The sequence below is a fragment of the Cellulosimicrobium sp. BMG9.23 genome, from assembly GCF_059159985.1.
The window spans coordinates 481,561-504,701 of sequence record NZ_JBZGBZ010000001.1; the positions used below are offsets into that span (position 1 = coordinate 481,561).

At 76.0% G+C, this 23,141-nt stretch carries 16 protein-coding genes; 9 read left to right on the top strand and 7 right to left on the bottom strand.

All coding sequences use genetic code 11. The features are described from left to right. Positions 1 to 6: 6 nt before the first annotated feature. Together AC4H2G_RS01995 and AC4H2G_RS02000 are read right to left on the bottom strand one after the other, a co-directional pair. Entirely contained in the window at positions 7 to 1,677 is a 1,671-nt protein-coding gene (locus AC4H2G_RS01995; protein WP_494364070.1) for an aminopeptidase P family protein, read from the bottom strand. Then, positions 1,674 to 2,501 carry an alpha/beta fold hydrolase gene (locus AC4H2G_RS02000; RefSeq protein WP_494364071.1) on the bottom strand — a complete coding sequence of 276 codons (828 nt, stop codon included), beginning with the start codon at positions 2,499 to 2,501 and terminating at the stop codon, positions 1,674 to 1,676. The genes AC4H2G_RS01995 and AC4H2G_RS02000 overlap by 4 nt, the downstream gene beginning before the upstream one ends. A gap of 106 nt (positions 2,502 to 2,607) precedes the next feature. On the opposite strand from AC4H2G_RS02000, the gene AC4H2G_RS02005 reads away from it, so the two are divergent. The 3 genes from AC4H2G_RS02005 to AC4H2G_RS02015 all read left to right on the top strand — a co-directional run bounded on the left by AC4H2G_RS02005 (position 2,608) and on the right by AC4H2G_RS02015 (position 5,347). Then, a complete protein-coding gene (locus AC4H2G_RS02005) occupies positions 2,608 to 3,447 on the top strand; it encodes a PHP domain-containing protein (RefSeq protein WP_494364072.1) in 840 nt (279 codons plus the stop codon). Then, positions 3,444 to 4,076, top strand: coding sequence for a MarC family protein (locus AC4H2G_RS02010; RefSeq protein WP_494364073.1), 633 nt, complete (start codon positions 3,444 to 3,446; stop codon positions 4,074 to 4,076). Before AC4H2G_RS02005 ends, AC4H2G_RS02010 begins: the two co-directional genes overlap by 4 nt. Before the next feature lie 83 nt (positions 4,077 to 4,159). Then, a complete protein-coding gene (locus tag AC4H2G_RS02015; RefSeq protein WP_494364074.1) occupies positions 4,160 to 5,347 on the top strand; it encodes a CynX/NimT family MFS transporter in 1,188 nt (395 codons plus the stop codon). Between the two features lie 159 nt (positions 5,348 to 5,506). Here AC4H2G_RS02015 and AC4H2G_RS02020 read toward each other — a convergent pair whose 3' ends face one another. Beyond that, entirely contained in the window at positions 5,507 to 7,201 is a 1,695-nt protein-coding gene (locus tag AC4H2G_RS02020; RefSeq protein ID WP_494364075.1) for a DEAD/DEAH box helicase, read from the bottom strand. A gap of 318 nt (positions 7,202 to 7,519) precedes the next feature. On the opposite strand from AC4H2G_RS02020, the gene AC4H2G_RS02025 reads away from it, so the two are divergent. Next, positions 7,520 to 8,221, top strand: a complete 702-nt coding sequence (locus AC4H2G_RS02025; RefSeq protein ID WP_494364076.1) for a ferritin-like fold-containing protein — start codon at positions 7,520 to 7,522, stop codon at positions 8,219 to 8,221. Positions 8,222 to 8,329: 108 nt separating this feature from the next. Here the strand turns inward: AC4H2G_RS02025 and AC4H2G_RS02030 are convergent, their stop codons facing one another. Further along, complete coding sequence (locus tag AC4H2G_RS02030) at positions 8,330 to 8,554, bottom strand: DUF3107 domain-containing protein (RefSeq protein WP_494364077.1); 225 nt, start codon at positions 8,552 to 8,554, stop codon at positions 8,330 to 8,332. 91 nt (positions 8,555 to 8,645) lie between these two features. Next, positions 8,646 to 9,356 carry a TetR/AcrR family transcriptional regulator gene (locus tag AC4H2G_RS02035; protein WP_494364078.1) on the bottom strand — a complete coding sequence of 237 codons (711 nt, stop codon included), beginning with the start codon at positions 9,354 to 9,356 and terminating at the stop codon, positions 8,646 to 8,648. A gap of 67 nt (positions 9,357 to 9,423) precedes the next feature. On the opposite strand from AC4H2G_RS02035, the gene AC4H2G_RS02040 reads away from it, so the two are divergent. The 3 genes from AC4H2G_RS02040 (at position 9,424) to AC4H2G_RS02050 (ending at position 17,553) form a co-directional block, all read left to right on the top strand. Beyond that, positions 9,424 to 10,476 (top strand): DUF3152 domain-containing protein, encoded by a 1,053-nt coding sequence (locus AC4H2G_RS02040; RefSeq protein WP_494364079.1) that lies wholly within the window; start codon positions 9,424 to 9,426, stop codon positions 10,474 to 10,476. Between the two features lie 97 nt (positions 10,477 to 10,573). After that, positions 10,574 to 13,939, top strand: a complete 3,366-nt coding sequence (locus tag AC4H2G_RS02045; protein ID WP_494364080.1) for an ATP-dependent helicase — start codon at positions 10,574 to 10,576, stop codon at positions 13,937 to 13,939. Then, complete coding sequence (locus AC4H2G_RS02050; protein WP_494364081.1) at positions 13,936 to 17,553, top strand: ATP-dependent helicase; 3,618 nt, start codon at positions 13,936 to 13,938, stop codon at positions 17,551 to 17,553. The genes AC4H2G_RS02045 and AC4H2G_RS02050 overlap by 4 nt, the downstream gene beginning before the upstream one ends. A gap of 97 nt (positions 17,554 to 17,650) precedes the next feature. Here the strand turns inward: AC4H2G_RS02050 and AC4H2G_RS02055 are convergent, their stop codons facing one another. Continuing rightward, positions 17,651 to 18,574 carry a phosphotransferase gene (locus tag AC4H2G_RS02055; protein ID WP_494364082.1) on the bottom strand — a complete coding sequence of 308 codons (924 nt, stop codon included), beginning with the start codon at positions 18,572 to 18,574 and terminating at the stop codon, positions 17,651 to 17,653. Between the two features lie 90 nt (positions 18,575 to 18,664). Between AC4H2G_RS02055 and AC4H2G_RS02060 the strand changes: the two genes are divergently transcribed. Further along, positions 18,665 to 19,798, top strand: a complete 1,134-nt coding sequence (locus AC4H2G_RS02060; RefSeq protein WP_494364083.1) for an NAD(+) diphosphatase — start codon at positions 18,665 to 18,667, stop codon at positions 19,796 to 19,798. 306 nt (positions 19,799 to 20,104) lie between these two features. Here the strand turns inward: AC4H2G_RS02060 and AC4H2G_RS02065 are convergent, their stop codons facing one another. After that, positions 20,105 to 20,371, bottom strand: a complete 267-nt coding sequence (locus AC4H2G_RS02065; protein ID WP_251153152.1) for a mycoredoxin — start codon at positions 20,369 to 20,371, stop codon at positions 20,105 to 20,107. Positions 20,372 to 20,610: 239 nt separating this feature from the next. Between AC4H2G_RS02065 and AC4H2G_RS02070 the strand changes: the two genes are divergently transcribed. Then, the gene (locus AC4H2G_RS02070; RefSeq protein WP_494364084.1) at positions 20,611 to 22,680 is read left to right on the top strand and encodes an ATP-dependent helicase; all 2,070 of its coding nucleotides are present in this window, start codon (positions 20,611 to 20,613) and stop codon (positions 22,678 to 22,680) included. Positions 22,681 to 23,141 lie beyond the last annotated feature (461 nt).

Genomic DNA, 23,141 nt, shown 5'->3' on the forward strand with positions numbered 1-23,141 from the left:
CCGGCCTCAGGAGCGCAGCGACGCCATCCAGGCCTCGACGTCCTCGGGACGACGGGGGAGCGCGGCCGACAGGTTCTCGTTGCCGTCCGCCGTGACGAGCACGTCGTCCTCGATGCGGACGCCGAGGCCGCGGTACTCCTCGGGCACGGCGAGGTCGTCGGCCTTGAAGTACAGGCCCGGCTCGATGGTGAAGACCATGCCCGGCTCGAGGATCCCGTCGAGGTAGAGCTCGCGGCGCGCCTGCGCGCAGTCGTGGACGTCGAGGCCGAGGTGGTGCGACGTGCCGTGCACCATCCAGCGCCGGTGCTGCTGGCCCTCCGGGGACAGCGACTCCGCGGCGCTCACCGGGAGCAGGCCCCACTCCTCGAGGCGCGCGGCGACGACCTCCATCGCCGCGGCGTGCACGTCGCGGAACCGCGCGCCCGGCACGGCGACGGCGAACGCGGCGTCGGCGGCGTCCAGCACCGCCTGGTAGACGCGGCGCTGCACGTCGGTGAACTCGCCGTCCACGGGCAGCGTGCGGGTCACGTCGGCGGTGTAGAGCGAGTCGACCTCGACGCCCGCGTCGAGCAGCACGAGCTCGCCGGAGCGCACGACACCGTCGTTGCGGATCCAGTGCAGCGTCGTCGCGTGCTCGCCCGCGGCGGCGATCGTCTCGTAGCCGACGGCGTTGCCCTCGAGGCGCGCGTGGCCGTCGAACGTCGTCTCGATGACGCGCTCGCCGCGACGGTGGCCGAGCGCGCGTGGCAGGGTGCGCACGACCTGCTCGAAGCCGGCGATCGTCGCGTCGACGGCGGCACGCATCTGCTCGACCTCGTGGGCGTCCTTGACGAGCCGCAGCTCGGACACTGCCTCGACGAGCGCGGCGTCGGTGCGCCGGTACGCGGCCTCTGCGCGCGCGAGCCACTCGGCCTCGGTGCGCTGCTCCTGCGACTCCTCGTCGAGCAGGGCGGCGTCCTCGAGCCCGGCCTCCGCGCGGATGGCCTCGACGAGCGCCTCGACGGCCTCGTCGGCGCCGGTCACGACGAGCAGGACCGTGCCGTCGGGGCCGACGTCCTTCGCGAGCGCGTCGCGCAGCCCGTCGACGTGGTGCGCCTCGACGCCGGTCAGCGTCGTGACGTCGTCGAGCGACGGGCGCGCGCCGACCCAGAACTCGCCGTAGCGCGCGTCGGCGTAGAACTCCTCGGTGTCGCGCGCCGCGAGCGGCCGCACGTAGAGGACGGCGTGGTGGGCGCTGCGCGCGCCGTCCGGACCCGACGGGTCGCCGGTGCCCGGCTCGACGGGGTGCAGGACCAGCACCGCGTCGGGCTCCTGGTCCCAGCCCGTGCCCGTGAGGTGCGCGAACGCCGAGTGCGGACGGAACCGGTAGTCGGTGTCGTTCGAGCGGACCTTGAGCGGACCGGCCGGGATCACGAGGCGGACGCCCGGGAAGCGCGCCGAGAGCGCGGCGCGCCGTGCGGCGGCGAACGGGGCGGCGGGAGATGGCTCGACGTCGAGCGCGGCGCGCGGCGCCCAGCCGCTCGTGATGAACGCCTTGAACGCGGCGGAGTCGGGGCGCTGCGAGCGGTTGCCTCCGCGCGCTGCCACGTCCTGGGCCTCGGCCGGGCTCGCAGCGTCTGCCGCGGCGGGGGCGGTGTTCTCGGTGGACTCTGGGGTGACGGGGGTGGCGTCGGTCATGCCCCCAGTGTCGCACCGCGGGGCCGGCCGAAGTCGGCGAGTGCGCGGGTGAGCACGCGGTTGAACGCCTCCGGCGCCTCGCTGTTCACGTCGTGGCCGGCCCGCGGGACGACGACGAGCGACGCGTCCGCGGCCGCGGCGAGGTAGCGCTGCTCGTCGAGCCGCAGGTGGTCGCGCGCACCGTTGACGAGCCACACGGGCACCTCGACGTCGCGCACGTGGCCGAGCCAGGAGCGCCCGGCGAGCTGGGTCAGCGCGTCGGTGACGACCCCCCAGCCGGGGCCCTGCGTGGCCGCGCCCTCGGCCCAGCGCACCGTGGACGACGCCGCGGCGCCACCCGGTACCGACCGGCCGGCGCGGGCCATGGTGGACCACGCGGCCGTCGTCGTGCGGGACGCCCACCGGGCGCTGCGGCCGACGACGCCTCCGCTCGCGACGACGAGGCGCGCGACGTCCCGGTAGAGGGCGACGGGCTTGCCCTTGGGGTCGGACGTGCAGCCCGCGGCGACGACGCCCGCGAGGTGGGCCGGACGTCGCGCCGCCCACGCGAGGGACGTGTAGCCGCCGAGCGAGAGCCCGACGAGCGCGACCCGACGGTCCGGGCCGAACGAGGTCACGGCGTCGTCGATCACCTCGAACGAGCGCTCGAGCGTGAAGCGCTCGCGGGCGAGCGCGCCGTGCGCGGGCAGGTCGACCGCGACGGCGTCGTGGCCCAGCGACCGCACGTGCTCGAGCTGGCCGTCCCAGATCGCTCCGGAGGTGCGCAGGCCGTGGACGAAGACGATCGCGGGCGCGGCGGTCGTCGTGGCTGTGGTGGAGGTCATCGTGGTCGACCCTCGCACCCCTACCTGGGACGGCCGTGGGCGGCCGCCGCGTCCCGCGTGAACATCGTGTGCGGGTCCCGTGCCTCCCGTCACTATCCTGGGGTGCGTGCGCATCGACCTCCACACCCACTCGACGGCGTCCGACGGCACGGACGCGCCGGGGGCGGTCGTCGAGGCGGCGGCCGTGGCCGGGCTCGACGTCGTCGCGCTCACCGACCACGACACGACCGCCGGCTGGGCGCAGGCGACGGACGCTGCGCTGCGCACGGGGGTCGCGCTCGTGCGCGGCGCGGAGATCTCCGCGCGCTCGGGCGGGATCAGCGTCCACGTCCTGTCCTACCTGCACGACCCGGCGCACGCGGCGCTGCTCGACGAGCTCGAGCGCACGCGCGACGCCCGCACGAGCCGCGCCCGCCGCATGGTCGACCTGCTCGGTGAGGACTACCCGATCACGTGGGAGGACGTGCTCGCGCAGACCGCCGAGGGCACGACGATCGGGCGACCGCACATCGCGGACGCGCTCGTCGCGGCCGGGCACGTGACCGACCGCTCCGCGGCGTTCGCGACGATCCTCTCGCCCGGCACGCCGTACTACGTGCCGCACCACGCCCCCAGCGCGGCCGCGGCCGTGCGCGGTGTCCGTGCGGCCGGCGGCGTCCCCGTCTTCGCCCACCCGGGCGCCGACGGGCGCGGTCGGGTCGTGGCGGACGTCGTGATCGAGGAGATGGCCGCGGCGGGGCTCGCCGGGCTCGAGGTGCACCACCGCGACCACGACGAGCGCCAGCGCACCCGGCTCGACGAGATGGCCCGCACCCTCGGGCTGTTCGTCACCGGGTCGAGCGACTACCACGGGGCCGGCAAACCGAACCGGCTCGGGGAGAACACGACAGCACCGACCGTGCTGGAGCAGATCGAGGAGCTGGGACAGCTGGACGTGATCCGATGAGCGACTGGTTCGACGTCCGGCTCTTCACCGAGGTCTTCGTGACCCTCTTCGTCATCATGGACCCGCCGGGCACCGTCCCGGTCTTCCTCGGCCTGACGAGCGCGATGGGCGCGAAGCAGCGCAAGCAGGCGGCGCGGACCGCGATCCTCGTGGCGTTCGGCGTCATCGTGGCGTTCGCGGCGTTCGGCCAGCAGATCCTCAGCTACATGCACATCTCGCTCCCGGCGCTGCAGACGGCCGGTGGCCTGCTCCTCCTGCTCGTCGCGATGGAGCTGCTCACCGGCAAGATGGAGGAGCCGCAGCCGTCGGGCAACAAGGGCGTCAACGTCGCGCTCGTGCCGCTCGGCACGCCGCTGCTCGCCGGGCCGGGCGCGATCGTCGCGACGATGGTGTTCGTGCAGCGCGCCGGCGAGCGGGGCGGCGGCGTCGCGGAGTGGGTCGCCATCGTGGCGGGCGTCGTCGCGGTCCACGTGTGCCTGTGGCTCTCGATGCGCTTCGCGAGCGTCATCAACCGCGTGCTCGGCGACTCGGGGACGATCCTCGTCACGCGCATCGCCGGGCTCCTGCTCGCGGCCATCGCCGTCCAGCTCGTGGCCGACGCCGTCACGGAGTTCGTCCAGACGGCGTAGCCCGGCGGCGGCTCAGGCCGCACGAGGACGGGCGGGACGGCACGTGGACGAGAGGTCGAGGCGATGAGCGGGGAGATCGGGGCATGACTGCGCCACGTCGTCCGCTCGGCGTCGCGGCCGTCGTCGCGATGCTGCTCGCGGCGCTCAACCTGCGCCCCGCGGTGGTCGCGGTCTCGCCGCTGCTCGGCGAGATCCGCGCCGACACGGGGCTGAGCGCCACCGCGGCCGGGCTGCTCACGACGCTGCCCGTCCTGTGCTTCGGGCTCCTCGCGCCGGTCGCGCCGGTGCTCGCGCGGCGCTGGGGGCTCGAGCGTGCGCTCTTCGCCGCACTCGTGGTGCTCGCCGTGGGCTTCGCGGTCCGCCTCGTGCCGACCACGTGGGGGCTGTTCGCCGGCACGCTCGTCGTGGGCGGCGCGATCGGGGTCGGCAACGTGCTGCTCCCCGCGCTCGTCAAGCGCGACTTCGCCGACCGCGTCGGGCTCATGACCGGCCTGTACTCGATGTCGCTCTCCGGCGGCGCCGCGCTCGCGGCCGGTCTCACGCTCCCCGTCGCGAACGCCGCGGGCCTCGACTGGCGCGGCGCGCTCGCGACGTGGGGCGTCCTCGCCGTCGTCGGGGCGCTCGTGTGGGCGCCGCGCGCGTTGCGCGCGTCCGTGCCCGCACCGACAGGCTTCGGGAGGGGGGCACGACCGGCCGGGCGCCGCTCGGTCTGGCGCAGCCCGCTCGCCTGGGCGGTGACCGTGGTCATGGGCACGCAGTCCCTGTCGTTCTACGCGACGAACGCGTGGCTGCCCGAGGTCTTCGTGTCGCTCGGGCGCACCCCGGAGGCCGGGGGCTGGCTGCTCGCGCTGTGCAACCTCGTGGGGATCGCCGGCTCGTTCGCGACGCCCCTGCTGGCCGGACGGATGCGCCGGCAGCGGGGTGTCGGCGTCGCCCTCGTCGTGCTGGTGGGCACGGGCCTGCTCGGGCTCGTCGTCGCACCGTCGGCGGCCGTGGTGTGGGTCGTGCTCCTCGGGCTGGGCCAGGGCGGAGGGATCAGCCTCGCCCTCACCCTCATGGCGCTGCGCGCCCACGACGCCGCGCACACCTCGGAGCTGTCCGGGATGGCGCAGAGCGCCGGCTACGTGCTCGCGGCCTGCGGCCCGATCGGCGTCGGCCTCGCGCACGACGCGAGCGGGTCCTGGACGCTCCCGCTCCTCCTGCTCGTCGGCGTCGCGGTCGCGCAGGGCATCGCGGTCTGGTTCGCCGGCCGCGACGCGCACGTGCGCTGACGGCTGTCGATCGTCCGGACGCGCGCAGGTGCGTCGTCGTCCGCAGCACCCGGTTCCGCGGAGGACGCGGGCAGGCCCACACCCCGGTGCGCGACGAGCCCCGACCCGCTGCCCCGGCCGTAAGGCCGAGGCAGCGAGCCGGGGCTCGGGCGTCGCGTGCTACTCGCCGGCGGGAGCGCCGCCGCCCTGCTCGGTGCGCTCGACCGGCTGGCCGCCGCGCGTGCGACGGCGGCTGCGGGACCGACGACGGCGCTCGCCGCCCTCGGCCGACCCGCCCGGCGTCTCTGCTGCGGCTGCCGCGCTCTCGCCGTCGGCGTGCTCGCCCTGGCGCCGCGGCTCGGCACCCTGACGACGACCGGCGTCCCCGGCACGTCCCTGCTCCCGGCCGCCGTCACGACCGCCACGGCCACCCTGCCCGCGGCCGTCACGGGCGGACCGGTCGCCGCCGCCCTGGCCTCCCCGGGCGGGGCGCGCCGGGGTGTGGCGCTTGCCCGTCTCGCCGAGGTCCTCGAGCTCCTCGGCGTCGAGGCCGGCGAGCGTGCGCTGCTCCTTCGGGAGGCGACCCTTGGTGCCCTCGGGGATCGACAGGTCGGCGTAGAGGTGCGGCGACGTCGAGTACGTCTCGACCGGCTCGGGGATGCCGAGGCCGAGCGCCTTGTCGATGAGCCCCCAGCGCGGGAGGTCGTCCCAGTCGACGAAGGTCACGGCGGTGCCCGTGTTGCCCGCGCGGCCGGTGCGGCCCGTGCGGTGCAGGTAGGTCTTCTCGTCCTCGGGGCACTGGTAGTTGACGACGTGCGTGACGTCCTCGACGTCGATTCCGCGCGCGGCCACGTCGGTCGCGACGAGCACGTCGATCTTGCCGTTGCGGAACGCGCGCAGCGCCTGCTCGCGCGCACCCTGTCCGAGGTCGCCGTGGATCGCGCCGGAGGCGAAGCCGCGCTCCGCGAGGTCGTCCGCGACCTTGGCCGCGGTCCGCTTGGTGCGCGCGAAGACGATCGTCCGGCCGCGGCCCTGCGCCTGCAGGATCCTCGCGAGCACCTCGACCTTGTCGAGCGCGTGCGCGCGGTAGACGACCTGCGCGATGTTCTTGACGGTCTGGCGACCGTCGTCGTCCGGGTCGATCGCGCGGATGTGCGTCGGCTGCTTCATGTAGCGGCGGGCCATCGACACGACGGCGCCCGGCATCGTCGCGGAGAAGAGCATGGTGTGACGCTGGGCGGGCGTGCGCGCGAGGAGCTTCTCGACGTCGGGCAGGAACCCGAGGTCCAGCATCTCGTCGGCCTCGTCGAGCACGACGGTGTTCGCGCGCGTGAGGTTGAGGTGCCCCTGGTTCATGAGGTCGATCATGCGGCCGGGCGTCCCGACCACGACCTCGACGCCGCGCTGCATCGCCTCGACCTGAGGCTCGTACGCGCGCCCGCCGTAGACCTGCAGGACGCGCACGCTGCGCAGCCGCGACGCCGTCTCGAGGTCCTTGGCGACCTGGACGGCGAGCTCGCGCGTCGGGACGATGACGAGCGCCTGCGGCTTGCCGGGGGAGGGCAGCTCGTCGAAGCCGACCTCGCCCGGCGCGACGACCCGGTGCAGCAGCGGGACGCCGAAGCCGAGGGTCTTGCCGGTGCCGGTCTTGGCCTGCCCGATGATGTCGTGGCCCGACATCGCGACGGGCAGCGTCATCGCCTGGATGGGGAAGGGGTGCGTGATGCCCGCGTCGGCGAGCGCCGTGACGATCTCCGGGCGCACGCCGAAGTCGGCGAAGGACGTGTTGTCGGACTGCACGCTCGCGGCGACGGTGCGCGCGTCGGCGCTCACGTCGGGGGTGGCGTCCGTGGTGGTCGCGTCTGTGGTGGTCACTGGTGCCTCTGTCTCGTTCCGGCGCGCGCGACCGCTTCGTCGCGGAGCGTCAGGGACCGGCTCCGCTGCCGGGCGGACCCGGACGTGGTCGTACGCGCCTCGTGGCCGGCAGCCGATCGTGGAATTCGTGGCGCGGGTCCGCGGGAGCGGACCCGTACCGCCGTCGTCGCACGAGGGACGGGCGTCGCCCTTCGTGCCGGCCGGGGCCGGGACGGGCGCGTGAGGTCAGGACGACCGGGCAACCGATGTACCCGCCCATGGTATCGGACGGCCGTCCCGCGGCGCTCCCGGCACTGCGAGCGCCACTATCCTGGCGGGATGATCGACGTCGACCAGCCGACCGGACCGACGACCGGCGCGACCCAGGACGCGCTCGAGCTCCTCGGGCTCGTCGCGTACACCGAGCTCGCGAGCTTCGGCCGGCTCGCCGGCGACGCCGCGCACGCCCCGACCCTGCGCCAGCGCCAGGCGCTGTCGCGCATGGCTGCGGAGCTGCTCCACCGGCAGGAGTCCGTGCTCGCGCGCGTCGCGGAGCTCGGGGGCGACCCGGAGACGTGCATGGCGTCGTTCGACGGCCTGTTCGACGACTTCGACGAGCGCACGCGCCCGAGCACGTGGTGGGAGGGCATCCTCAAGGGCTACGTGGGCCAGGGCGTCGCGGACGACTTCTGCCTGCTCGCCGCGGGCGGCCTCGACGACCGCTCGCGAGACGTCGTCGTGGGCTCGCTCACGCAGGGCGCCCGGGCGGACCGCTCGGCGTCCGTCATCGCGGAGGCCGCGACGGCGGACCCGGTGCTCGCCGCCCGGCTCGCCCTGTGGGGCCGCCGCATCGTCGGGGAGGCGCTGGGCGTCGTCGGCGTCGTGCTCGCGCGTCACCCCGCGCTCGACCGGCTCGTCGCCGAGGTGAACCGCGAGGGGGCGGACGCGTCGTCGACGACCGCGACGACGCAGTCCGGGGTCTTCTCCCGGCTCACCGCGGAGCACACGCGCCGCATGGACCGGCTGGGCCTCGCCGCCTGAGCCGCCACCGGGCGGCGCCGGGCCCGGACGCAGGATCGCCCGGACGCAGCACGGCCCGGGCGCCTCCCGCGGACGGGGACGACCGGGCCGTCTCGTTCCGGTGACGGGTCAGAGCGACCCGAAACCCACCTTGCGCTGCTCCTCCGTGCCGATCTCGACGTAGCCCAGGGACACGGTCGGGACGATCACGCGGCGCCCGCGCGAGTCGGTGAGCTCCAGCACGGGAGCTCCGCCCAGGGCGTCCGAGACCGCCTTCGCGACCTCCTCCGCGGACAGGTCGGTGTCGACGACGAGCTCACGGGCCAGGTTCTGCACACCGATCGTGACTTCCACGTGTTCTCCTCAGCAGCGGCCGCGCGCACGCGGCAGGTCGACGGCGGGCCGCCGATGGGTGACCCACCGGCGACAACGCGAACGATAGTAGTCAGATTCCCTCGGGGGTTCCGTCGGGGCGCGCACGGCGCAGCATCCCGTGCACGCCGCGCCACACGAGGCGCGGGACGAGGCGCGTGACGTCGTCGGCGCTCGCCGCGCCGTCGGGCCGCACCGCCTCGGTCGCGGCGGCACGGCCCACCGCCGTGCAGGTCCGTGCGACGACGAGCGCCTCCGGCGGGTCGAGCTCGGTGATGCGGACGAGCACGTCCGCGAAGGCCTGGGAGATGTGCTCGTCCGGTGCCAGCACGCGCGCGCGGACCACCGGGTCCCGCATGACGTCGGACTCGAACAGCAGCGCGGACGAGCGACCCGCGGTGTGCGCGTAGGCCACGTACGACCGCACGATCCCCTCGATCACGGCGAGCCCGTCGACCGCCAGGGCGTCCGAGTCCTCGGGAGCGGTCCCGGGTGCGGCGTCGCGGAACGGGTCGAGCGTCGCGTGCACGGCCTGGACGAGCCGGTCGCCCTGCTCGTCGACGATCGCGAGGTACAGGTCGAGCTTGGACGGGAAGTGCCGGTACAGGACGGGCTTGCCGACGCCCGCGCGGTCGGCGATGTCGTCCATCGAGATGTGGTGGTAGCCGTGGGTCGCGAAGAGCTCCTCGCCGATCGTCAGGAGCTGGGTGCGCCGCTGCGTCCGGGGCATCCGCGTGCGCGCCGCGGGGACGGTCCCGCCCTGGCGTCCCGGACCACGCGTCATGGGCCCGAGGATACGGGCGAACCGCGGGCGGTCGACCCGAGGTGACGAGGAGTGGGACGATGACCGCGTGCCCGACCCTGACACCTCGACCGACCCCGTGCCCCACGTCGTGGACGACGCCGCGGCCGTCACCCTGGTGGGCCGTCACCCTCGCCGCGTGCGCGGGCGTCGTCCGCGCCCCGTCGTCGCGGTCCTCACGTGCCTCGGCGTCGGCTTCGGCGGGGGCGTGGCGACGGCGGAGGTGTGGGACCTGCCCGGTGGGCCGCCTGGCACGCCCTCGGCGATCGTGGCGAGCGGTCCCGTCGTGCCCGACGGCGCGGGTCGTGCGGCGGAACGCGCACCGGGCGCGGTGAGCCGGTCGGAGGAGGCGCGGGCCCTGCTCGCCGTGCCCGCCGCACCCTCCACGGCGGCCCCGACGCCGCCGCCCCCCGGGACGCTCGCCCCGCTCGCGCCACCGAGCCCGGCACCGACGCCTCCCCTCACGGTCCCCGACGCACCGGAGGTCCCGCCGGTGCCGACGCACGACCCGGAGCCGGCGGCGCCCTCGGCACCTGTCCCGGAGCCCGGCTCGGGCCTCACGGGGACGGAGGTCGTCCCCGACCTCGGAGGGACGCTCGTCGTCGTCCCGGGCGAGGTCCCGGCACCGGGCGCCGGCACGGTCCGCTCCGTGCGCGTCGAGGCCGAGCTCGGTCTCCCGCTGGACGGCGACGTGCTCGCCGAGGCGGTCCTCGCGACGCTCAACGACCCCCGCGGCTGGGGCGCGACCGACGGCGTGACGTTCTCCCGCACGGCCGCCGACGACGCGTCGATCCGGGTCGTGCTGGCGAGCCCGGCCACCACGGACCGGATGTGCGCGCCGCTGCAGACCGAGGGCCGGTACTCGTGCGGCAACTCGGTCACGGGCGTCGCGGTGCTCAACGTCGAGCGCTGGGTCCAGGGCGCTCCCGACTTCGGCGACGACGTCGCGACGTACCGCCAGTACCTCGTCAACCACGAGGTCGGGCACGTGCTGGGCCACGGGCACGAGCCGTGCCCCGCGCCGGGCGCCGTCGCCCCGGTCATGGTGCAGCAGTCGATCTCGACGGAGGGCTGCGTGCCGAACGGCTGGCCCGCGCCGTAGCGGGCGGGCGGGCACGCGGCGCGCCGACCGGGTCGCGATACAGGTCTCGCCACAGGGTGCCGGCACAGGTGTCGGTGGCTCGTGATGGGATCGCGTCGTGCTCCGGACCAGCGCGCAACCCCGCCGACCCCGCCTCGTCGCGCCCGACGTCGACCTCGAGTCGGCTCGCGTCGCCCTCGACGACTCGCAGCGTGCGGCGGTCGCGGCCGCGTCCGGCCCCGGCGCGACGCTCGTCGTCGGGGCGCCGGGCACGGGCAAGACGCTCGTCGCGCAAGAGGTCGTGCTCGCCGCGCTCGAGCAGGGCGTCGCGCCCGAGCGGGTGCTGCTCCTCGCGGCGTCCCGGCGCGCCGCGGCGTCGGTGCGCGACCGGCTCTCCGAGCGGGCGCGGCGCACCGTGGGCGCGCCGATGGTCCGCACGGCGGCGTCGGCGGCGTTCGCGGTCCTGCGCGAGCGCGCGGCCGCGCTCGGCGAGCCACCGCCCACGCTGGTCTCGGGACCGGAGCAGGACCTCGTGCTCGCCGAGCTCCTCGAGGGCCACGTCGCCGGTGAGGGGGCTCCGCTCGAGCTGCCCGATGGGCTGCCCGAGGAGGTCCTCGGTCTGCGCGGTCTGCGCCAAGAGCTGCGAGACCTGCTCATGCGCGCGGCCGAGCGCGGCCTCACGCCGGCGGAGCTGCGCGAGCTCGGGCGGCGCCACGAGCGTCCCGAGTGGGTCCTCGGGGCGCAGCTCTACGCCGAGTACCTCGACGTCACGGCGCTGCGCGGCGGGACGCCCGACGTCGGGGCGCGGCTCGACCCGGCCGTCGTCGTGGACGAGGCGGCCGAGGCGCTGCGCGCGTGGGACGACGAGGTGCCCGACGCGCCGCGACCGGGCTGGGACCTCGTCGTCGTCGACGACTACCAGGAGGCCACGGTCGCGACCGCCCGCCTCCTGCACGTGCTGAACGACGACGGCGCGCGCGTCGTGCTGCTCGCCGACCCCGACTCCGCGGTGCAGGGCTTCCGTGGTGCGAGCCCCGGTCTCGTCGGGCGCGCGTCGGCCCCGCTGCGCAACGGGGCCGCGATGCGGGGCGAGCTCGGCGCGCGCGTCGCCGTCCTCGGCACGGCCTGGCGGCAGCCGGACACGCTGCGCGCGGTGACGCGCCGGGTCACGGCCCAGGTCGGGACCCTGTCCGGAGCGGTGCACCGCGGCGCGTCGCCGCGGTCCGGGCCCGACGCGGGGGCGGCCGCCCCGTCCGCCCGGTCTGCCGTCGAGGTCGCGATCCTCTCGGGTGCCGCCCAGGAGGCGGCCTACGTCGCGCGCGAGCTGCGTTCCGAGCACCTGCTGCACGGGACGCCGTGGGGTCGCATGGCGGTCGTGGCGCGCACCGGTGGACGGCTCGCCGCGCTGCGTCGTGAGCTCGTCGCGGCCTCGGTCCCGGTCACGCTGCTGGGCTCGGACGTGCCGCTGCGCGACGAGCCGGCGGTCGCCCCGCTGCTCGCCGCGGTGCGCGCGTGCGTCGCCCCGGTGGACGCGGCGGTGCCGGCGCTCGACCCGGCGACCGCGTCGCTCCTGCTCACGTCGCCCCTGGGCGCCCTGGACGTCGTCTCGTTGCGCCGCCTGCGCCGCGCCCTGCGCGCCGAGGAGCTCGCCGGGGGAGGGGGCCGGACGTCCGACGCGTTGCTCGTCGAGGTCCTCGAGGACCCGGCGCGCGCCGCGACCCTCCCGCCGACCGTCCGCCGTGGTCCGGTCGCGGTGGCGCGGGCCCTCGCCGCGGGGCGTGCCGCCGCGGGCGAGCCCGGGGCGAGCGCGCAGACCGTGCTGTGGTCCGTGTGGGCGGCGACGGGGCTCGCCGAGCGCTGGCGCTCCGCGGCCCTCGACGGCGGTCCGGCCGGTGCCCGCGCGGACCGCGACCTCGACGCCGTGCTCGCGCTCTTCCGCGCGGCGGAGACGTTCGTCGACCGCATGCCGGGCGCTCCCGTCGCCGCGTTCGTCGAGTACCTCGCGTCGCAGGACCTCCCCGCGGACTCCCTCGCGGCGAGGGCGAGCGGGACGGACTCCGTCGCGGCGCTGACCCCGGCGGGCGCCGCTGGCGGGGAGTGGGACGTCGTCGTGGTCGCCGGCGTGCAGGACGGCGTCTGGCCCGACCTGCGGCTGCGGGACTCGCTGCTCGGGTCGCAGGCCCTGGTCGAGCTGCTCGCGGGCCGGGCCGACGACGCACGTGGGGTCGGCCCGCAGGCGCGCGCGCAGGTGCTCGCCGACGAGCTGCGGGCGTTCGTCGTCGCGACGTCGCGCGCGTCGCGCCGCCTCGTCGTCACCGCGGTCGAGGACAGCGAGGACGCGCCGTCGGTGTTCTGCGACCTCGTCGTGCCGCCGTCCGAGCCCACCGACGGGCCTGCTGGTGACGCCCCGCCGGACGCCCCGCCCGACGGCCCCGGGCCCGGCTCCTCCGTCGCCGGGTCACGTCGTCGCGTGCAGGTCGGGTCGCCGCTCGACCTGAGGGGGGTCGTCGCGGCCGCCCGGGCGGTGCTCGTCGCGGACGAGGCGGGGTCCCGTCCCGCCGCGACCGGCCCCGACCAGCCTCCCGGCGGCGCGTCCACCGTGGGGCCCGAGGCGGAGGCCGCCGCGACGCTGCTCGCCGATCTCGTCGCGGTCGGCGTGCCGGAGGCGCGGCCCGAGACCTGGTACGGCGTGGCGGGCGTGTCGAGCACCGCTCCGCTGCGCGCCGACGACGAGACGGTCACCGTGTCGCCCTCGAAGGTCGAGACGGTGACCACGTGCGCGCTGCGCTGGTCCCTGGAGGCGGCCGGCGGGACGGCGCCCGACGCGGCGCACCAGAACCTCGGCACGCTCGTCCACTCGATCGCCGAGACGGCGCCCTCCGGTTCGCTCGCCGACCTGCGCGCCGAGCTCGACCGTCGCTGGCCCGAGCTCGCGCTCCCCGACGGCTGGCCGTCCCGGCAGCTGCGGCGGCGCGCCGACCGCATGGTCGTCAAGCTCGCGGCCTATCTCGCGGAGGCGGGCGAGCCGCTGCTCGTCGAGCCGACGTTCGACGTGACGGTCGGCCGGGCGCACCTGCGCGGCACGATCGACCGGGTCGAGGACGCCGGGGAGGGGAAGGTCCGCGTCGTCGACCTCAAGACCGGTCGCCGCACCGCGACGAAGGCCGAGGGCGCGGAGCACCCGCAGCTCGGGGCGTACCAGCTCGCCGTCGAGGCGGGGGCGCTCGACCTCCCGGACGGCACGCGCAGCGCGGGCGCACAGCTCGTCTACGTCGGGAGCACGCACGTGGGGCCGGCGGTCGTCGCGCAGCCGGCGCTCGACCCCGAGCCGGACGGGTCGAGCTGGGCGCGCGACCTCGTCGAGGACGCGGCCGACGCGATGGCGTCCGCGACGTTCACGGCCCGGCAGAACGGGCTGTGCGAGATGTGCCCGGTCCGCAGGTCGTGCCCGGTGCAGCCCGAGGGCAGGAAGGTGGTGGCATGAGCAGCGAGCTGTTCGAGCTCCCGGAGGAGGCGCGCCCCCGCGTCCGGCTCGTCGGCGGGACGCCCGCCGGGGACGCGCACGGCGCGAGCGTCGCGTCGGGCCCGTCCGCGCAGGCGATCTCCGCGACCGATATCGCCGACCTGCTGGGGCGGCCCCGACCGACGCCCGAGCAGGTCGAGGTCATCGAGGCGCCGCTCGAGCCGGCGCTGGTGGTCGCGGGCGCCGGCTCGGGCAAGACCGAGACCATGGCGGCCCGTGTCGTGTGGCTCATCGCCAACGACCTCGTCGCGCCCGACGCCGTGCTCGGGCTGACCTTCACGCGCAAGGCCGCGGGCGAGCTCGCCGAGCGCGTCCAGGCGCGCCTCGCCCAGCTCGCGCGGGCACGCGGCGGCGCGACGTCGGCGCTCACGCTCCTCGACCGCCCGACCGTCGCGACGTACAACGCCTACGCGGCGTCCCTCGTCGCCGACCACGGGCTCCGTGTGGGCGTGGAGCCCGGCGCGCGCCTCCTCGGCGAGGCGCAGCAGTGGCAGCTCGCGTCCGAGGTCGTCGAGAGCTGGGACGACGACCTCGGCACCGACCGCGCCGTGAGCACCGTGGTCGCAGCCGTGCTCGGGCTCTCCGGCGCGCTCGGCGAGCACCTGCTCGAGCCGCTCGACGCGCGCGACCGCCTCGTGGAGATCGTCGAGACGCTCGACGGGCTGCCGCTCGGCCCGCGGCAGAAGGCGCGCACGAAGGAGGTCGCCAGGCTCGTCGGGGACGTCGCCGAGCGGGTCCGGCTGCTCGACGTGGTCGCGGAGTACCGGCGGCGCAAGCGGGCCACCGACTCGCTCGACTTCGGCGACCAGGTGGCGCTCGCGGCGCGGCTCGCGCGCGAGGTGCCGGTCGTCGGCACGACGGAGCGCGCGCGGTACCGCGTGGTCCTGCTCGACGAGTACCAGGACACGTCGCACGCGCAGGTCGAGCTGCTCGCAGGCCTGTTCGGCGGCGGGCACGCCGTGACGGCGGTCGGCGACCCGCACCAGTCGATCTACGGCTGGCGCGGGGCGAGCGCGGGCGGGCTCACTCGCTTCCCCGACCGGTTCCGGCACGCCGACGGCGGTCGCTCGGCCGTGCGCTTCCTCTCGACGTCGTGGCGCAACGACGCCGCGGTGCTCGACGCCGCGAACGTGATCTCGGCGCCGCTGCGCGTCCAGGGCGTGGTTCGGGCGGACGCCGGGGGCGTGGGGGGCACCGCGGTGACGGTCCCGCCGTTGTCGTTGCGGCCCGAGGCGGGCGCCGGTGCGGTGAGCGCGCACGTCGCCCCGACGGCGGAGGAGGAGGCCGCCGCCGTCGCCGACTTCGTCGCCGCGCGGTGGCGTCCGGCGGGCGCGCCCGGTGGACGCGTGACGGCCGCGGTGCTGTGCCGCAAGCGCAGCCAGTTCGCGACGGTCGAGGTCGCGCTGCGTCGTCGGGGTCTGCCCGTCGAGGTCGTCGGCCTCGGCGGCCTCTTGACGACCCCCGAGGTCGTGGACGTCGTGACGCTCCTCGAGGCGGTCCACGACCCCTCGCGCGGCGACGCCCTCGTCCGCCTCCTCACCGGCCCGAGGGTCAACCTGGGCGCGGCCGACCTGCACGCTCTCGGCTCGCGCGCCGCCGACCTCGCGCGGCAGGACGGCGGGCCCGAACGCCGAGGCCGCGCGTCGGGCCCGGCCCCGGCCCGCCCCACCGCCACGGGTGCGGTCGACGCGGCGGTGCCGTCCGGTGACGAGGGGACCGACGCCCCGTCGGCGCCGGCCGTCGTCGAGGGCGACGTCGTCGACCACCGCTCGATCGTCGACGCGCTCGACGACCTGCCCGCACCCGGCCGCGCCGCGCGTGACGGACGGGTGCTCGGTGACGCCGCCCACGCGCGGCTCACCGCGCTCTCCGCGACGTTGCGCTCCCTACGATCCCTGACGTACCTCTCGCTGCCGGAGCTCGTCGTCGAGGCGGAGCGCGCCCTGGGCCTCGACGTCGAGGCGTCGACGACGGCGGCGCTCCACGCCACCCGGAGGCTCGCCGACCCCGACGCCGTGAGCGACCGGGCGCGCGAGCACCTCGACGCGTTCCGCGACGTGGCGGCGACCTTCGCGCAGACGGCCGACGTCGCGACCCTCGGTGCCTTCCTCGCCTGGCTCGGCGTCGCGGCGTCGCGCGAGAACGGCCTCGACCTGCCCGTGCGCGAGCCGGACCCCGACGCCGTGCAGGTCATCACGGCGCACGCCGCGAAGGGTCTCGAGTGGGACGTCGTCGCCGTGCCGGGGCTCGTCGACGGCGTGTTCCCGACCGTCGCGCAGTCGGCGTCGGGCACGCGCGCGGACAGCGGCTGGCTCACGGACGTGTCGCAGCTCCCGTACCCGCTGCGCGGGGACGCGGCCGACCTGCCGCAGTTCCGGTACGACCTCGCGACGGACACCAAGGACCTCGTCGTGCGCCGCGACGAGTTCCGCGCCGCGTCCGGCGAGCACCAGCTCGCCGAGGAGCGCCGCCTCGCCTACGTCGCGCTCACCCGAGCGCGGCGGGAGCTCTTCCTCTCGGCGTCCTGGTGGCAGACGGGATCGACGCCCCGAGCGCTGTCCCCGTTCCTCCTGGAGCTCGCCGAGGCGGGTGCCGTCACGGCGGACGGGTGGGCGGTCGCACCCGAGCCGGGCGCGACGAACCCGCTCGAGGGGGTCGAGGTCACGGCGACGTGGCCGGCCTCCGACGACGCCGCGCCGGGCTCGGCCCGAGCCGTCCTGCGGGCGACCGCCGAGCGGGTCGAGGAGGCGTCGCGACGCCGTGCCCGCGCAGCGGCGGACGGACGGGCGGGCGGCGGGTCGTCGCCGGCCGGAGCGTCCGGGCAGGACGGCGCCGGAGGGGCCTCGCCCGGCGCAGTGCTGACCGCCCCGGAGGGCGTGCTCGTCGACGAGGACGGTCGGGACCTCGTCGGCCTCGCGCGCGTCCTGCTCGCCGAGCGGGGGGATCGCGCCGGACGCGACGTCGCGCTGCCCGCCCACGTCTCGGCGTCGGCCCTCGTGCGGCTCGCGAGCGACCGCGACGAGTTCGCCCTGCACCTGCGTCGACCCGTGCCGAGCGAGCCGACCGTCCACGCGCGGCGGGGCACGCAGTTCCACCTGTGGGCCGAGCGGTACTTCACGAGCGCGTCGCTGCTCGACGTCGAGGACCTCCCCGGCGCCGACGACACCGACCTCGACCCCGACCAGGACCTCGAGTCCCTCCAGCGCACGTTCCTCGCGTCGTCGTGGGCGGCGCGCACCCCGCTCGCCGTCGAGGTCGACGTCGAGACCCCTGTCGGCTCCACCGTCCTGCGCTCACGCATCGACGCGGTCTTCCCCGAGATGCCGGAGCTCGCCGGGGGCGCGACGGACGCCGTCGTGGTCGTCGACTGGAAGACCGGACGGGCGCCGTCGGACCCCCAGGCGCGTCGGCACCGCGAGGTCCAGCTCGCGGTGTACCGGCTCGCGTGGTCGCGCTGGTCCGGTCTCCCGCTCGAGAAGGTGAACGCGGCGTTCTACCACGTGGGGTCCGACGAGACCGTGCGCCCCGAGCGGCTCCTCGACGAGCAGCAGATCGAGGCGCTCCTCCGCGGGTGAGCCGGCTCGGGCCCGACGTGCGCGTGCCGGCCGCCCTGCGCCGCCGGGTCCGTCCGCCGCGGCACCGCCGAGTCTAGTGCGGGGCGGTACCGCCGGGTCAGTCCGCGGCGTCCTCGCGCGTCGCGTCCTCGAGGTCGGCCAGCATGTCGAGCGCGTCTGCGACCACGTCGTCCAGCCCGTGCCGTACCCCGTGCAGGAGCCACCGGGCGAGCGCGAGCTCGCCCACGAGCAGCGCCCTGTCCGCGAGGTGCTTGTCCGTCAGCTCCGTGCGCCGCAGCTGGTACGCCTCCATGATCGAGTCGATCGCCTCCGGCGGGGCCGAGACGAGCAGCCACGCGAGATCGTCCGCAGGGTCGGCGACGCGCGCGTCCGACCACCCCGTCACCGTGGCCACCCGGCCGCGCGCCACGAGCACCTGGTCGGGCCCCAGGTCCCCGTGCACGACGACGGGCTGGAAGCGCCACAGCGACACGTCCTCGAGGGCGGACTCCCAGCGCCGCAGGAGCGCCGGCGGCACCTGACCCGTCGCGGCGGCCTCGTCGAGCTCGGCCATGCGGCGCTGGCGGTACTCCTCGGCGTCGTACCCGGGCAGCCCGGCGTCGTCGACGATCGCGCGCGGCAGCTCGTGGACCGACGCGACGACGCGCCCGAGGTCCGCCGCGAGGCCCGGCCCGGGGCGCAGCGACTCGACGTCGAGGGGCGCGCCCTCCACGGCGGGGTGGACGACGGCGCGTCCGCCCTCCGGCAGGACCGCGGTCCCGCTGATGCGCGGCACCGTGAAGGAGAGCACCCCCGACGTGACGTAGTGCCGGAGCGAGGCCAGGAGCTCGGACTCGGCCTCGAGCGCCGCCCCCGCCTGCAGGCTGCGCGGCGCGCGCACCGTCCACCGGGCGCCCTCCGCGTCGGTCACCACCGCCGTGTCGTAGTCGCCCGGGTCGGCGACGGCCCGGGCGGACCGCGCGTCCAGGCCGGGGACGGCCGCCGTCGCGAGGGCGGCGAGGGTCAGCGGTGAACGAGGCACCCGCCCACGGTAGTCGCTCGTCGCGCGCACGGACCGTGGCCCACGCCGACCGGCACCCGGGCGACCGCAGCGGTGGCCTACGGTCGGGGAGTGAGCACCGAGCCCCTGCCGTACCGTCCCCTGCCCCAGCCGCTCGACGCGGCCCCCGTCGACCGCGCGGCCCACCGGCGCACCGAGGCCGGCCTCGTCGAACGACTCGTGACCGAGCCGGCCACGCGCGTCCTCCTGGTCCACCGCGGACGGCTCGCCACCGCGGCCGACGGTGCCCTCGCGCTGGTCCCGGGCAGCGCGGTCGTCGGCGTCCCCACGACCCGCGGTGGCGAGCGTCCCCGCTGGCTCTTCCTCGGGGAGGACGAACCGGCACGCGACGCAGCGGGCGGGGCGGAGACGGGACCGGACGCACCGACGTCGTACCTCGCGCTCGTCCTGCCCGACGACGCCGACGCCGAGGAGGTCGACATCGAGGGCGTCGACCCCGCCGAGGCGCTCGCGGTGCTGGCCCGCACGCACACCTGGTCCGGGCTCCGCGAGCTGTCGACCCGGCTCGACGCGACGCAGGCCGCGCTCGCGACGGAGGCCGTCGCGCTCGCCGCCTGGCACGCCGCGCACGAGCGGTGCCCCCGCTGCGGCGAGCCGACGACGCTCGAGAACGGCGGGTGGACGCGTCGCTGCGTCGCGCAGGGCACCGAGCTCTACCCGCGCACGGACCCGGCCGTGATCATGGCGGTGGTCCACGGGGACGGCACCGGGGCCGACGACGGGGCCGGCGGGGTCGACGAGGGGGCCGACGGGGGCGACGACGGTGCCGAGGCGGCCCACGACGGTGCCGGCAGCGGCGGGGGCGAGCGGCTGCTGCTCGGGCACGCCGCGCACTGGCCCGAGCGGCGGTTCTCCACGCTCGCCGGCTATGTCGAGCCCGGGGAGTCGCTCGAGAACGCGGTGCGCCGCGAGGTCCGCGAGGAGGCCGGCATCGAGGTCGGCGAGGTGACCTATCGCGGGAGCCAGCCCTGGCCGTACCCGGCGTCCCTCATGCTCGGCTTCGTCGCGCAGGCGACCACGACGGCGCTGCGGGTCGACGGCGTCGAGCTCACGGACGCCCGCTGGTTCACGCGGGCGGAGCTCGAGCGCGACGTGCGCTCGGGCGAGGTGCTCCTGCCCGGTCGCGCGTCGATCGCGCGGGCGCTCATCGAGGACTGGTTCGGGGCCGAGCTGCCCGGGGACTGAGCTCGGGGCGGTGTCGCGGTGCGGGTTCGCGGGCAGGCCTCCGCGGGCGGGCCTCCGCGGGCGGGGTCGCGGGTCTACCATCCGCCGCTCGTTCCTCGCGGCTCCCGCCAGACCCACCACGACCCGCGACCCCGCCCGCTCCGGCCCGCCCTCTCGTCCGTCGGCTCACCACTGCGCGAGGTAGGACACCGGTCGGGCGAGGTAGACCCGTGGTCGGGCGAGGTAGAGCCGTGGTCGCGCGAGGTAGACCCGTGGTCACGCGAGAACCGCGGGGACGGCGGCTCGCGGGCTGAGCTGCGAGAGGAGTCAGGCGGCGAGGCGCTGCTTGACCTCGGCGAGGGACGGGTTCGTGGCCGCGGTGCCGTCGGGGAAGACGACGGTGGGGACCGTGCGGTTGCCGTCGTTGACCTGCTCGACGTAGGCGGCGGTCTCGGGGTGCTCCTCGATGTTCACCTCGGTGTACCCGATGCCCTCGGACTCGAGCTGCGTCTTGAGCCGGCGGCAGTAGCCGCACCAGCTCGTGGAGTACATGACGATCGAGCCGGCGTCGGGCGTGGTCGGGGCGGTGGGCATCGGAGGGTCTCCTCGGGTCGACGTGCAGGACGGTGCGCCCGGCTGCGGTCGCGGCTCGGGCGCCGCAGGGGGAACGTCCGGCCCAGGTGCCGTTGTTCCCGACCGGCGCCGTCACCACCCTCGGGCACCGCGCTCCGGTGCCCGCGCTCTGGGCCCGCTGGTGCGGGCAGGTGGGGCGCGGTCCACAGCCGGGCCGCGACGGGTGTCCGGTGTGGGCGCGGGCTGCGAGAATCGCCGTGATGTCCACGCCACCGTTCCCCTCCGCAGCCGCCTCCGCCCGCCCCGTGCTCCGCTCTGCCGATGCCATCCTCGAGGCGCTCGACCCGGACCAGCGGGACGTCGCCCTCGCGCTGAGCGGACCGGTGTGCGTGCTGGCGGGTGCGGGCACGGGCAAGACGCGGGCGATCACGCACCGCATCGCCTATGGCGTGCGCACCGGGGCGTATACGCCGACGTCGGTGCTCGCCGTGACGTTCACGGCGCGTGCCGCGGGGGAGATGCGCACCCGTCTGCGCGAGCTCGGCGCGACGGGCGTGCAGGCGCGCACGTTCCACGCCGCCGCGCTGCGCCAGCTCGGCTACTTCTGGCCGAAGGTCGTCGGGGGTGCGCCGCCGCGCATCCTCGAGCACAAGGCACCGGTGATCGCGGAGGCCGCCCGGCGCCTCGGCGTCGGGGTGGACCGTGTCGCCGTGCGCGACCTGTCGTCGGAGGTCGAATGGGCCAAGGTGTCGCTCGTGACCGCCGACGACTACGTGCGGGCGAGCGAGGCGATCGACCGTGACCCGCCGTCGGGCTACGACCACCAGACGGTGGCCCGGCTCATCACCGCGTACGAGGACGTCAAGACGGAGCGCTCCGTCATCGACTTCGAGGACGTGCTCCTCATGCTCGGCGACATGCTGGCCACGCAGGGTCGCGTCGCCGACGAGGTGCGGCGTCAGTACCGCCACTTCGTCGTGGACGAGTACCAGGACGTCTCGCCGTTGCAGCAGTTCGTGCTCGACCAGTGGCTCGGCGGTCGCCATGAGCTGTGCGTCGTCGGCGACCCGTCGCAGACGATCTACTCGTTCACCGGCGCGACGCCGCACCACCTGCTCACGTTCTCGCGCACGCACCCGGGAGCACAGGTCGTCCGGCTCGTGCGCGACTACCGCTCCACGCCGCAGGTCGTGCACCTCGCCAACCAGCTCCTCGCGCGCGCCGGCCGTGCGGGCGGGGCGCACCAGGCCCTCGAGCTCGTCGCCCAGCGGCCCGCGGGCCCCCCGGTGTCGTACACGGCGTACGACGACGACGAGAGCGAGGCGAAGGGCATCGCCGAACGCGTCGGTCGGCTTCTCGCCGCGGGCACCCGGGCGAGCGAGGTCGCCGTCCTGTACCGGACCAACGCCCAGTCGGAGGCGTTCGAGGCCGCGCTGGCAGACGCTGGGATCGGCTACCTCGTCCGCGGCGGCGAGCGGTTCTTCCAGCGCAAGGAGGTCCGCGACGCGATCGTGCTGCTGCGTGGCGCGGCGCGATCCGCCGACCCCGACGTCGCGATGCCCGAGGCCGTCCGGGACGTCCTCGTCTCGGCAGGGTGGGCGTCTCAGCCGCCCGCCGCGCGGGGCGCGGCGCGCGAGCGGTGGGAGTCGATGCAGGCGATCGTCGCCCTCGCCGACGACGTCGCCGGGCTGGCCGTCGCGTCGGACGCCCCGACGCCGACCGTCGCGACCTTCGTCGCGGAGCTCGACGAGCGCGCGTCCGCGCAGCACGCCCCGACGGTCGAGGGCGTGACGCTCGCGTCCCTGCACGCTGCCAAGGGGCTCGAGTGGGACGCCGTCTTCCTCGCGGGGATGAGCGAGGGGCTCATGCCCATCTCGCTCGCGGAGACGGACGAGGCCGTCGCCGAGGAGCGGCGGCTCCTCTACGTCGGCATCACCCGTGCGCGCGAGCACCTCGAGGTGTCGTTCGCCCGCTCCCGCAACCCCGGCGGGCGCGCCACGCGTCGGCGCACCCGGTTCCTCGACGGGCTCTGGCCCGACGACCCCGCCGCGCCGCGCGGGCGCCGCGCGCGGTCCGGCCAGGCGCGCGTCCAGCTCACCGGCGAGTACGACCGCGTGCTGTTCGACCGGTTGCGCGAGTGGCGGTTGCAGGTCGCGCAGGAGACGGACAAGCCCGCGTTCACCGTCCTCGTCGACACCACGCTGGCCGCGATCGCGGAGACGCGACCGAGCACGGTGCCGGAGCTCGCGCGCATCAACGGGCTCGGCCCGGCGAAGATCGAACGTTACGGGGCGACGCTCCTCGAGATCGTCGCCCGCGCCGAGGCCTGAGTCTCGGGCCCGGACGCTCACCGGAGGGGTCTCGGGAGAGGTCGGCCGAGGGCAGGAAAAAACTCGTCCGAGAAATTCTTGGAAATAAGTTGTGCCTCCTTCACCGGGCGGCATACGCTCGTCGAGTCCTGATGGAGCGGGCTGCGCCGAGAGGCGCGTCCCCGAGCAGAGAAGGGTGGTGGGAGCTGAGATGAAGAACCAGATCGCTATGACGATCCTGCTGGATTCCGCGGCCGGTTGCACGGTTACGCCAGGAGGACTCCGTCCGCGTGCGCACGTGCACGGCGGCGCCTTCGTCAATCGCCCCGCTCCCGACTCCGCTCCCAGGACACGTCCGGTCTGACAGACCGGCACCTTCCAGGCCGCGGAGTCCCTCTAGGACCCGCGGCCTTCGTGTTCTCCAGAGCGCGACTGCCGATGAGGATCACCGGCATCCCCCGTCTCCACTGACGGGGACCGCT